Origin of the sequence: Micromonospora globosa (assembly GCF_000717585.1) — a bacterium.
GTDB classification, from domain to species: Bacteria; Actinomycetota; Actinomycetes; order Mycobacteriales; family Micromonosporaceae; genus Micromonospora; species Micromonospora aurantiaca.
Window position 1 is genome coordinate 18,627 of record NZ_JNZR01000013.1, and the last position, 10,869, is coordinate 29,495.

A 10,869-nucleotide genomic window follows, 5' to 3' on the forward strand; every position below is an offset into this window, starting at 1 on the left:
TCAGTTGAGCTCCCACTCCTTGACCAGAATTCTCGTGAGCTCGGCCTGCCGTCGTTCGAGCACGTCCGGCGTCCAGACCGGCTCCATGATCACACTGGTTGTCAAGGCAAAGCCAGTGATGCCGGCGGCGGGACTGAAGTACTTCTCCTTCTTTGTCGCGAAGTCGTGGTTCTGCGCCTGGCTGTTCTTGTTCCTGTTGAGCAGCAGCAGGTTCGCGAGGCGGTGAGTCCAGAAGATGCGCTCGTCCTCGGTGAAGTCCTCGACCCATTGGCTGTCGTTTCGGGGGTTCCGAGGAAGCACATGCTCAACACTGATGATCTTGTGCTTGTAGGAGACACCAGGGGCGTTGGCCAGCAGCTCGTCGAGCCTTAACAGTACGTACTTCCGTACGGGCTGCACCTTGTAGAGCTCCCCGTCGAGGCGTTCGCGCGTCTCTTGCTTCTCGTCGGCGGTGAGGTCGAAGGCCGCCGCGTCCACACCAGCGCCAGCGTCGAGCTGCTTGAGCAGTTCGATGTAGCGGGTCACCCGAGGGGTGGTGTAGACGCGCCGTAACAACATGCTGGAGGCGAGCCGCTCCAGCCGGCGTAGGAACGCGTCGAGAAATGCCGGGTCGTCGTCGTGGTTCTTCAGGGCCCACAGTGCCGGCGGGCGCCAGTCGTTGTTGTCCAGCTGGACCAGGCGTCGCAGCCAGTTGTTGACCTTGGACCAGGCAGCGTCGTGCTCGTCGTAGTCCTGATTCAGCAGGTGTGCGTACGCTGTGGCGTAGGGGATGAGCATGTCATCGATGAAGCTCGTGGGTTCACCGTTTTTGACGTACGCGTCAAGTACCTGCTGGGGAAACTCGATCAGCAGCTCGCGCTGGCCGCGGGCCTTTGCCATCATCATCCTGATGTGCAGGAACAGGTCCGCGAAGGTCGCCCGTCCGAGGTTCTGCTCAGCGGTTTCCCATGCCTTCGCGTACTCCTGCTGCTGAGCGGCGTCCATGGATCCGATCACGTCGGACTTGAAGATGTCCGACGGTTCGAGGTCGAGACCGCGGGCGTTCATCACGCTGAAGATGCGGTGGGCGCTGGCCAGATCCGGCGTGCTGACAACCACCAGGAAGGTCCGGTTGCGGGCGAGGGCCGCGAGGGCACTGCGCTTGTCGTCGGTCCAGGACGCCAGTCGTTCCCGCAATGCCTTGGCATTGTCCCGGATGGCGCGGTGGCTGTCGTTCGCCAGCGCATGATCGCCGAGCTTCAGCAGGTCGTCCAGCCGGCCGGGGGTCTGCACGTACGTCGCGAAGAACCCGGAGTCCTGATCGCGTAGCAGCAGGCGAGGCTTGGCCTTGATGCCGTCGAGGGCCACCCCTGGTTCCAGCACCATGTCGCGCAGGACGACAGCAACCTCGTCGTTCTCGGCGAGATCCCGCAGGACGGCGAGCATGATGCTGAGCGTCGTCAAACGCTGCTGACCGTCGATGACGTCCGCCCGCGGCCCGTTTTCATCCGGCTTGACCAGGACGAGAGAACCGAGAAAGTACGGCTCGGCCGCGTCCCGGACGAGCGCGTCCTCAAGGTCGTCGAGGAGCTGCAGGGCCTGCTCGGTGCCCCAGGCGTAGGGCCGCTGGTAGTGCGGGATCGCGAAGTCGAAGTCCGCCGAGAAGATCTTTTTCAGTGGATGCTCGTGCGCCTTTAGCGGCATCAGTCATCTTCCTCGAAGAAATCGAACTCGCCCTGCTCGTGAGGCGCCGGAGCGGCCTTGGAGGCGTGGACGACGTCACCCCACGACTGGGCGACAGCGTTGAAGCTGATGGCGTCCTTGCTCCATCCGTTCTTTTCCGCGACAGAGAACAGCAGGAAGGCCAATTCCTTGACCAGGTCGGGGTCGACTGCACTGTCTGGACGACTCCGCGCGGTCGCCAGGAACGCACCAGCCGCCGGGACACCCTCCGTCTCGAGGATCCGGATCGTGTGGTGCAGAACCTCCCACGTCGAGGTGTGGTCGTCGGCGAGAACGTCGTAGTCGGCCGGGGTATCGGCGGGCTTGATCAGCGTGACCTTGCCGGCGCGGCTGGTCAAAATCTCGTCGCGGTCCATCCGCTCTACAGAGGTGTTCCGGGCGCGGGCGAGGTTGTCCGCGTCGCCGAACGTGCCCGTGTCGTAGCCGTGCTGGCGATACCACGCGATCGCGAACCGCGTCGCGGCGTCGAAGTCGCCCTCCTGCTCGCTCAGTACCTGATCGAGGATCTCGTTGATACGCGCAAGCGCCGACCGCACCGTCATCTGCGAGCCGTCCGGCTCCAGCACCTTCGAGTAGCGACTGAATACCGCCATCCCAGGGCCGATCGCGGCCTGCGGAAGATCCACCGGCGCGATTGCGCCCTGCTGGAGTTTGCGAAGTGCATTCGGCAGTTCTGCCTGAAGTGTCGAGATCAAACCTCGACGATCAGTAGTGGGTGCCCTCTCGGGGCGGGGACGCAGGCTCAACACAATCGAGGACGCCAGAGCGTTCGTCCCGACGCTGATCATTCGGCCACCTCGCTCACTCCGCATCGGCCAGGTCGAGGTGATCTCCCAGCCGGACCTGATCATTCCCTCAAGAAGCGTTTCCCATCCGCTCGATGCCTCTCCCTCTGGATCCGTCTCCGACTGGCGGAAGGCGTAGTAGACGGTCATGGGAAAGTCGGAACTAGCGGTTGCCCTCGCACGTGCGAACACCTCGCGAAAACCGTCTTCGAAGAATCGCTTCGCACCCTCCTTCCCCTTGTGCCGAAAGGGATTAGCGACCAACTCGTCAGCTTTGGGAACAAGGACTGTGCCGAGTACCTCGGGGTGGATTTCCCTGAGGGTTCTCCTCAACCACACATAGAAGTAGTCAGAAAGATCTGAGTATCCGATGTTGTCGTAGTAGGGAGGATCGGTAGAGATGACAGCGTTCTGTGCGATGAGATCTTTAGCGTCACCCTGGCGGACAACTGCCGGCTTCGCCGTCTGCGGAAATGTTCCCAGCGCGGCAACGATCCATTCGAAGTGGGCGGACGCATTACCGACAGAGCTGGAGAATGGATTGATTTCCATGAAGTCCCACACCATCGGAATTGCCTGCCGGGCGAACGTATCACGCACCTTCTCGACCGGGGCCATCCAAGAGCAGAACGCAGAAAGCCAATCTGCCAGTTTGGACATCAGGAAGCCGAGGTATGTTGCGATAGCGTCGGCGTACTCCTGGCTGCCGCCGTCTGCAATGACACGCGCTCGCGCTTCTGTGACTAAATCGCTGAACGTCGTTAGTGCAACGAGCTGGCGACGGGAGAAAAGGTCGGTCCACTTCGTCATCCCGTATGCTTGGACTCGAAATCCCAGCGCCTGATCCGGAATATCCGCATCTGGTACGTCCCGGGGCTCCGCCGCCTCGGCGGCTCGGAGTTGCGCTTCGTCCGGTGCCAGGTAGACGCGCGAACGACTGCCTTCAGCAACCACGGCCATCAGCCGTTGGTTCAACCGGCCCGCGACACCTTCTGAGCGTACGTACTTAAGAGCAACCGCGGACTTACAGGCCACACATGTCGCACCGGTTCGTCCCACAGTTCCATCGGAATCGGATCGCGGAGCGCCGGCCGCACCTCGGCCAATATCGAAGCGGACCCGGTGACCGGAAGGATGTGAGGGATCACTAACGATAGTTGGAACGACGTATGTCTCCTTGCCCGTCTTCTTCGCGAGCCACCAGGACCTCACAAGCGGCATTTCGATACGGCAAGCAGGGTTGGGGCAAGTTACGGTTCGCGCCCAAATCCAGCCAACGACGGTGTGCCCAGCTGCTGATGGGTATAGGTGTCCGATTCTGCGTTGGGCCTCCTCGCGCATCCAGTTGCCGTACGCACGTACATCGGCGGCGAGGCCCTCGGTGCCATTCCAGCCACGGATCTCGGAGTCAGCGAGGCCCGGAAAAACCGGTGGCTGTCCGTGGAATCTCCGTGGTATCTCGATAAGCGCTTTGTTGATGAGTACAGGCACGGGATTGAGGTCAGAGGCGAACGCCTCTAGGCCCAACCGCTGGGCCTCAAGCGGGATGGTGCCACCCCCAGCGAACGGGTCGAGGACGGAAGGCGGGTTCCCGTCCGTAGACTTGAGAATCTCTTGATGGGCCTCGGCGAAGAGTTTGTCATCGCGTGTGTTCTCCCACACTACGAGCCGCTCGATGATTCTGTGGAGGCGCTCTCGCTCGGTTCGCTGCGCTTCCTCGGTCGGAAACTCGTCCGGCCGCGAGCTTGGATCGTCGACAAGTTGTGCAAAGAGCACAGCGCGAGCCGCCGCCAGCGGGCGACGAGCCCACCAGAGGTGGAGGGTCGCTGGGTGTCCCTTGCGAGGTACCGACTTCTCGTTCGCCGACTCGCGGTTGATCGCTTCCAACGGGAGAGCGACCTCGATCAGCTTGCGCTTCATCAACTTCCTCTTGCTCTTTCGATCAGAAGGGCGTGCTGCCCGCGGCCCAGGTCTTCGACCAACTCGCGCGGATGCCGGTCGCCGCGAGGTCGCCGAAGTCGACGCCTGCGAAGGGGTCAGCGACGTACCGTACCTGGTCGTGCTCGGGGCCGGCCTTGCTGACGATGACCAGGGCGAGCCGGTAGTGGGGGACGGCGTTTTTGCCGGTGACGACCTCGTTGTGGGTGACATAGAAATCCTCGGCACCCTCGATGCGTGCCTTGACCTCGATGCGGATCGAGGGGCCGCCGTCGGTGGGGATGGACAGGATGTCGTAGCCGGGGTTGTTGAAGGCCTGCTCCCGGGGCTCCCGGTCGAGCGCACGCTCGGTGGCGAGCACCAGCTCGACGCCACGCCGTTCGACGGCCTTGGTCTCCTTGGCATGGATCGGGGCGTCGGCGGGGATCTTGGCATCGACCATCGACAACGGCAGCACGAGCGCGGCGGTCATGATGCGCGGCGGCTTGGTGACTAGCTGGGCCTGCTGGTCGAGTAGCGCCAGACGGGCTTCCCGGCGGGCCTGGAGTTCCTGCGCCTTACGCATGAGGCTGTCGGAGCTCTCCTTCGGCTTGACGCCGGCCTGTTCCTTCTCCTGGGCTGCGATCGCCTCGCCGATGAGCCGGTTCGACTCGTGCGCCAATCGCTGGTCGACCCGCGTCCGGGTGCGTTCGATTTCTGCGAGCCGGCGGGGCGAGACCTCGGCGAGGTAGTCCCGGAGCTGGTGACCGATGATCCAGGTCCGGGCCTTGGCCTCGGCGTCACCGAGCCAGGCCAGCTTCTTGGCCCCGGCCACGGCGGGAGTTTGCGGGGCGGCCACGCAGTCGAGGTACGGCGCCGGGCCGGCGGGCGTGACCTGGCCGGTGGCGTCGACGTAGGCGTAGCCGAACCGGCGGGCGATCGACTCTCCGGTGCCGTCGACAACCTCCTCCACCACACCAACCAACAAGGTCGGCTCCTCGACCTCTGGTGAGACCAGGATGGTGCCTCGCTCGAGGGTCGGCCGGAGCTGGGTGATGGTGAGCTCGGCTACGGCGTCGTGGAGCGGATGCCCGGGAGCGAGGAGGTCGGCGCGCGGCTTGTCGGCTACGTCGATGCGGTCGAGCTCGAACGTGACCCGCTCGTAGCGGGTAGCGACGGGGCCGTGCTTGGTGACAGCGCGGATGGCCGCGGGAACGTGTGTGATCTCGTAGCGGCCACGCTCACGCCTGGCCAGTCGGCCGCCGAGGCGCTGGAAGGCGAGACGGAAGGCCCATTCGATGTAGTGCGGCTGCAGCCGGCGGGCGCGGGCCTCCTCCATGAGCCGCTGCATCTGAGCGAGGTCGGCGCCGGACATGGCGTCGTGGGTGAGTGCGCGTTCCTCAAGGAGTTCTTTGAGACCGTGGGCGACCGAGGCGTCGATGACCTGTTCCATCTTGGCCCGCGTTTCGGGGAGGTCGCCATACCGGATGGCCTCGATCAACAGCTCGCGCAGCGGTGTCTCGTCGAAGGCCGCCCCCAGGACGTCGAAGACCTTGCCACCGTAGGCCTTGCGCTGCTCCTCGACCTTCTGCAGCAGCCGCGTGAACACTTCGCCCTCGCGGGTGTTGGCGGCCACAAGGTTCCAGAGGCGGCACACCTCGGTCTGGCCGATGCGGTGGACGCGGCCGAATCGCTGCTCGATGCGGTTGGGGTTCCACGGGAGGTCGTAGTTGACCATCAGGTGGGCGGCTTGGAGGTTGAGGCCTTCGCCGGCTGCGTCCGTGGCCAGGAGTATCTGGCAGGCCGGGTTCTTGGTGAACTCCTCAGTGATGGCGCGGCGGTCGGCTCGTCGGACACCGCCGTGGATGGCTTGCAGGGTGTCCGGCTTGCCGAAGAGCGAGCGGATCTTGCGGGCCAGGTAGTCGAGGGTGTCGCGGTGTTCGGTGAAGATGATCAGCTTGCGGGGCTCCTCGGCGCCGGGGTGGATGAGGTCGTTGTCTTCGAGGATCTTGCGTAGTTCGACCCATTTGCGGTCGGTGTCGAGGTTGCGGACCCGGCGGGCGACGTGGATGAGCTTGTCGAGGTCGGCCAGTTCGGCGTTGAGCTCGTCGATGGTGCGGGCCGCGGTGGCGGCGTCGAGCAGCTCCTCCTCGATCTGTTCGACCTCTTCAGCGCTGTGCTCGTCGTTGTCCCAGTCGCGTGGGTTGATCGGGGTGGGCTCGTCGCCGACACCGCGGCCGTGGATCAGGTCGTCACGACGGCGCTTGAGTCGTTCGGCGCGCCGGACGAGCGACTGGTAGATCGCCTCGGGGCTGGAGGCCAGGCGCCGCTGGAGCACCGTGAGCGCGAAGCCCACAGTGTTGCGGCGTTTGTCGTCCAGCCGCGCGGCTCGGTTCATCCCCTCGCGCACGTACTCGGTGACGCGCTCGTAGAGGTCCTGCTCGTCTGCGGTGAGCTCGTAGGGCACGGTTTGGGCGATGCGTTCCGGGAAGAGTGGTTTGCCTTCGAAGGTGAGCAGGTCCTCCTTGACCATGCGCCGCATGAGCCCGCTGGTGTCCGGATTGTGCACGCCGGCCTTGAACTTGCCCTCGAAGCCGTCGCGCTCAAGCAGGGTGAGAAAGAGCTGGAAGTCCTCCTCCTTGCCAGCGTGTGGGGTGGCCGTCATCAGCAGCAGATGGCGGGTGTGGTCGCGCAGCTTCTCGCCGAGTTGAAAGCGTCGGGTCTTGTTCAGCTTGCCGCCGAAGTAGTTAGCGCCCATCCGATGGGCCTCGTCCACGACGACGAGGTCGAACTCGGCGTCGTCGAGGTGGGCGGCCAGGTCCTCGTTGCGGGCGAGTTGGTCCATCCGTGCGATGAGCAGCGGGTACTGCTCGAAGACGCTCGACCCGAGCGCGGCGTCGACCATGGCCGTTGTGAGGATGTCGAAGCGCAGTCCGAACTTGAAGAAGAGTTCGTCCTGCCACTGGTCGACCAGACCACCGGGGGCCACGATCAGACAGCGCTTCACGTCGTCGCGGAGCAGGAGCTCCTTGACGTAGAGGCCGGCCATGATCGTTTTACCGGCGCCGGGGTCGTCGGCCAGCAGGAACCGAAGCGGCATGCGGTCGAGCATCTCGCCGTAGACAGCACGGATCTGGTGGGGCAGCGGCTGCACGTCGCTGGTGGCCACCGCCAGCATCGGGTCGAAGAGCCCGGCCAGAGAGATCCGTTGCGCCTCGGCGACCAGCCGAAACTCCTCGGCGGTGGCGTCGAACGGTCGGCTGCCGGCATCGGAGAGGCTCAGTTTGGCCTCGTCTGCTCGGAAGAGCACCTGCTGACGCAGGCCGCCGTCAAGGGTCTTGTAGGTCAGCTCCACAGCTTCGCGGCCGTGCCACTGGGCAGCGAGGACCGAGACCGTCTCGCCAGGCACGACCCCGGCCACCCGGACGCCGGACGAGAGATCCTCGAGCCTCACCAGCTACCTCCTGATTGACAGCCCGCAGAGCGTACCGACGAGCACCGACACTACTGACGAGCGCAGGATCGGCACAGACTGCAGAAGCAGGTGGCTGTAGTTGTCCTGCGTCAGCTTCCCGACAGATGTCCGACGAGGGCCCGTTCGTGTAAGGAGTGCACTACGATACCGTCCTCAAACCCCTCGATTTCTGCGGTGAGCATGAACAAGACGGAGCGGGAAGAGATTCGTCGCCTCACGGCGGACTTCAGGCAGTGGCGCCACCGTGCCGAGGACGTACGGGCCTGGCACCAGGCTGTCCAGGCCGCGGCCAGCAGCGACGAGCGGGCCATGCGCTCACGGAGTGTCATGGTGGGCCGGGCTGGCCAGGCCGCCTGGCGTGTGCTCGCACTCCGCCCGAGTGACGCTGGGGTCGTCAGGCGCCTGTGGCAGCGGGCCACGCTTCCCGTGCTGACGCCCGACGACCACGCACTGCTGCGCTTGGTCACCAAAGATGCACCCAACGCTATCGCCGACCTGGCCCCCATGCTCGGACTGCGTCGCTTCTTCACCGGGTCCGCGAAGAAGCAATCGGCGGTCACGGCCAGCGAGGTCCTGCGTCGCTACCACGCGGCGGTCATCGGTAACGACGGGCCTCGTCGGTTGGAACGGCTCGGCGCCTTCACCTCGCCCGTCGACCCCCGACGGCTCGGGTTCGAGGCCCTGCTCGATCCGACCCTCCGCTTCGACCTCGTCTCCGGGCAGACCGGCCCGGCACCCGAGATCCTGGACCGGTCGGTTGTCGACGGACTGCCAGAGGCGCTGGACGCCATAGCCAAGGTCGTCGCCAGCGAATCCTCGTACCGAACGGCAGCGCACGACGCGGGTGACAAGGTCAGACGCGCTGAGGTCCAACGGATCCTGCAGGAAATGCCCGCGGATGCGTTGAAGACGGCTACCCGCGATCGACTCCGGCTGGGGGCACTCGCCGAGGCGCGGATCAGCACAGTGCAGGAGGTACTGAATAGGGGCTTGTCCCTCCAGATGCTTCCCGGCGTTGGGGAGACCTCAGCACGCCGCATGCTCGGAGCAGCGCAATCCATTTGGCAGACGACGTACGACGAGATGCCGGTCCGCGTCGACATCAACCACCGCCACCCGGAGACCACCCAGCTGCTGCGCTGCCTCGCCGAATGGGACTCGTGCCGGCAGACCCGAGGAGCGGCTGCCGACCTCGAACGTGCATCCGAACTTGCACCGCTGCGGTCAGCGATCCACCGCGAAACCAGCCACCTCCTCGTCATTCCGGCCAGGCAACTCGCCGCTGCGGGACTCTCCGAGAGCATCCAGATCGTCAAACGGCGGGCCGAATTGCTCGGCATGTCGTCCGCATCCGGCCGGAAGAACGTCGGCGTGGACCCGTGGGACGACTTCCTTGCCCGACCCGCCGACTACTTTTCCATGTTAGCCGAGCTGGGGTTCGTCACCGAGGACGAGAATGCGGTGCACGGAGATCTCCCGGAGGAGATCATCCAGGCGGTCCGGGACCAGGCACTCAACGGTGAACATATAACAGCATCGCTGCGTGGCTATCAGAGCTTCGGAGCCCGCTTCGCGCTCGTCCAGCGCAAGGTCATCATCGGGGACGAGATGGGCCTCGGTAAGACCATCGAGGCGATCGCCGTCCTCGCGCACCTCCGCAGCAGAGGCAACACCCATTTCCTGGTGGTCTGCCCAGCCGCAGTGGTGACCAACTGGGTCCGCGAGGTTTCCAGCAAATCGAAGCTACGAGCGCATCGGGTCCACGGTCCGGAACGTGACCGCGCAGCCCGCACCTGGATGCGTGATGGCGGCGTGGCCATCACCACCTACGAGACGCTGGCGTGGTGGGAACTGGCGCTGCGGGGACTCCGCGACCTGGCGTGCATCGTGGTCGACGAGGCCCACTACATCAAGAACCCTCAGGCGCAGCGGACGATCCGGACGAAGCACCTCGTCGCGCGCGCTGATCGGGCAATCCTCCTCACCGGTACGCCACTGGAGAACAAGGTCGATGAGTTCCGCAACTTGGCCTCCTACGTACGCCCTGACCTCACCGTCGACGCCACCGACCTGTCACCGCGGACGTTCCGCCGGCAGATCGCGCCGGCGTACCTGCGCCGGAACCAGGAGGACGTGCTGACCGAACTCCCCGAGCTCATCGAGGTTGAGGAATGGCTTCCCATGTCCGCGTCGGACAGCTCGCGGTACCGGGGCGCGGTCGAGCGCGGGAACTTTATGGAGATGCGCCAGGCGGCGATGCTCCAGGCAGCCCAGTCCACGAAGATGCAGCGCCTGATCGAGATTGTCCGCGAAGCGGAGGAGAACGAGCGGCGAGTTATCGTGTTCTCCCACTTCAGAGAAGTGCTCAACCTGGTAGCTCGGGCGCTGCCGGGGCCAGTGTTCGGGCCACTCACTGGGTCGGTGCCAGCTAACCAACGCCAGCAGATGGTGGACCAGTTCTCGTCGGCCAGGCACGGCGCCGTCCTCGTTGCCCAGATTGTGGCCGGCGGCGTCGGGCTAAACATCCAGTCCGCATCCGTCGTCGTCATCTGTGAACCTCAGCTCAAGCCCACCACCGAGGCGCAGGCCGTCGCCCGCGCACACCGGATGGGTCAGGTGCAGTCAGTGCAGGTCCACCGACTGCTCTCCGAGGACAGCGTCGACCAACGCATCACCGAACTGCTGGCGGGCAAGAAGCAGCTCTTCAACGAGTTCGCCCGCGTCAGCGACATGGCCGACTCCACGCCGGAAGCAGTGGACTTGTCCGAGGCCGAACTCGTCCGAGAGGTCGTGGCCGCCGAGCGCCAACGCCTCTTCGATCGTGCCTCTGCCAAGACCAGTGCAGTTGAGTGACCACAGCGCGCATATGCCGGATGCGAGTGGCTGGAAAAGGTTGACGCCAGCGGTGCCCATGAGGTTGGCGTTTTGTGCCGCTGCTGGCCGTGAAGTGCGGTCTCGCCGCTTCGGTGA

The 10,869-nt window shown here is 64.8% G+C and carries 4 protein-coding genes; 1 reads left to right on the forward strand and 3 read right to left on the reverse strand.

The features are described from left to right. From IF06_RS0114125 to IF06_RS0114135, 3 genes are read right to left on the reverse strand one after another with little or no spacing between them, the layout of a single operon-like run. Window positions 1-1,683 (reverse strand): DUF262 domain-containing protein, encoded by a 1,683-nt coding sequence (locus IF06_RS0114125; RefSeq protein ID WP_030271469.1) that lies wholly within the window; start codon window positions 1,681-1,683, stop codon window positions 1-3. Then, window positions 1,683-4,427, reverse strand: coding sequence for a DUF1156 domain-containing protein (locus IF06_RS0114130; protein ID WP_036310733.1), 2,745 nt, complete (start codon window positions 4,425-4,427; stop codon window positions 1,683-1,685). Before IF06_RS0114130 ends, IF06_RS0114125 begins: the two co-directional genes overlap by 1 nt. Window positions 4,428-4,449: 22 nt before the next feature. Then, window positions 4,450-7,878, reverse strand: a complete 3,429-nt coding sequence (locus IF06_RS0114135; RefSeq protein ID WP_030271472.1) for a helicase-related protein — start codon at window positions 7,876-7,878, stop codon at window positions 4,450-4,452. Window positions 7,879-8,079: 201 nt separating this feature from the next. Here IF06_RS0114135 and IF06_RS0114140 point away from each other — a divergent pair, with 201 nt between their 5' ends. Continuing rightward, window positions 8,080-10,752 (forward strand): DEAD/DEAH box helicase, encoded by a 2,673-nt coding sequence (locus IF06_RS0114140; RefSeq protein WP_030271473.1) that lies wholly within the window; start codon window positions 8,080-8,082, stop codon window positions 10,750-10,752. Window positions 10,753-10,869: the final 117 nt, after the last annotated feature.

What these genes read in the sequence shown, in the direction of transcription:
- IF06_RS0114125 (WP_030271469.1), bottom strand. Translation starts at nt 1,683, where the DNA reads ATGCCGCTAAAGGCGCACGAGCATCCACTGAAAAAGATCTTCTCGGCG.
- IF06_RS0114130 (WP_036310733.1), bottom strand. Translation starts at nt 4,427, where the DNA reads ATGAAGCGCAAGCTGATCGAGGTCGCTCTCCCGTTGGAAGCGATCAAC.
- IF06_RS0114140 (WP_030271473.1), top strand. Translation starts at nt 8,080, where the DNA reads ATGAACAAGACGGAGCGGGAAGAGATTCGTCGCCTCACGGCGGACTTC.